Here is a 1,225-nt window from a genome sequence, read left to right on the forward strand (position 1 = left end):
ACAGGAACACAAAAAAGGAGAGCGAATGCTCTCCTAATCAAAGACTTGCTATCTTATGCACTAAAAATTTGTGCAAGCTCGTTTTCACACAAGTGATATTGACGAGGGCAGTTACGCCAAGTTTGCAGCATGCGACGGTATTTATCTAGCATTGGCATTTGGCTGTTAAAGTGGTGATCTGCCTTGTCGAATTGTGGGTAAAGACCTTCAGAATCAACAAGGAAGCGGACGTAATGCACTTGCTGCGCTTCTGTTGCGATATCGAAACCTAAGAACTGTAAGCGACGTTGGTCTACTTTGCTACGCTCTTCCGCATCTAACATATTGTTAGATTCTTGCATCGCGTGATACATCTCCATAATGTCGATGATTTCACGGCATTCTGCTTCTGAAAGGCAACCGAAATCTTTGTTCAGTTCGCGCATTTGTAGCTCATAGCCGCGTTCAACGATCGTCTGTAGGCGTTTGTATTTAGCCGCATTATTCGGATCAAGCTGAGACATTAGGTTGTATTGGTTTGATAGGATCAAACGTTGAGCGTTTGACATTTCCATGATGACCTCACTAAATAATCTAATACATTTTTAATGTGCTTAGGTTAACGCTTCAGACAAGGGTGAAACATGATCTCAACACATATTTAATATGAAAAAATGGCAAGAATTGTCGAATTCAGCCACGGCGTGATACACGATATAAGAAGAATATCTACTTTTTGTGATAGTGGTTGTATATGTAATCTCGGTCCGAAAACACTCTTAACCACTCTGGCTTGAAGACGGTTAATACTGCCAGTGACATCCCGTTAAGTAACCCTTCGGGGAACGCAAGCAATGGGACAAAAATAAAGTAGTTGTGTTGAATGGTTTCCCAATCGTAGTGGCCAACCAACAAGTGATAAAACGAGTTAAATACTAAGTGTAAACTGCCTGTGAGTGCGCCATTAAAAAAGCCAGCGACAAAAATAAACACAAAGATGTTGCGGGGTAAATAATGGTAACTAAGCAAAAAGACTAAGTAGCTGATTAATATTGGTATGAGTGCCGATAGCACAAGAGAGCTTGGGAGCAAGATAAACGAAATATCGTGTATCCAGTGGTAGGCGATCATCGCAGGAATGCTGAGCAAAAAAGCCATTCGCCAACCGTACATCATGGTTAGTGTCGTTAACGCGAGAAAGTGTATTTGTAACCCTTCTTTTACTCCTGCTTGAGCAGACCAAAGA

Annotated in this window: 2 protein-coding genes; both read right to left on the reverse strand. The window is 41.5% G+C overall.

What is annotated here, in order from left to right; genetic code table 11:
* Window positions 1-53 precede the first annotated feature (53 nt).
* Window positions 54-554, reverse strand: coding sequence for a YfbU family protein (locus R8269_RS25030; protein WP_005456271.1), 501 nt, complete (start codon window positions 552-554; stop codon window positions 54-56).
* 154 nt (window positions 555-708) lie between these two features.
* The coding region (locus R8269_RS25035) for an energy-coupling factor ABC transporter permease (RefSeq protein ID WP_318222884.1) at window positions 709-1,225 on the reverse strand (517 nt) is incomplete at its 5' end.

This window comes from Vibrio sp. Vb0667 (assembly GCF_033391095.1).

Excerpts from the sequence above, each read along its gene's own strand:
- R8269_RS25030 (WP_005456271.1), bottom strand. The coding sequence starts at position 554 with ATGGAAATGTCAAACGCTCAACGTTTGATCCTATCAAACCAATACAAC.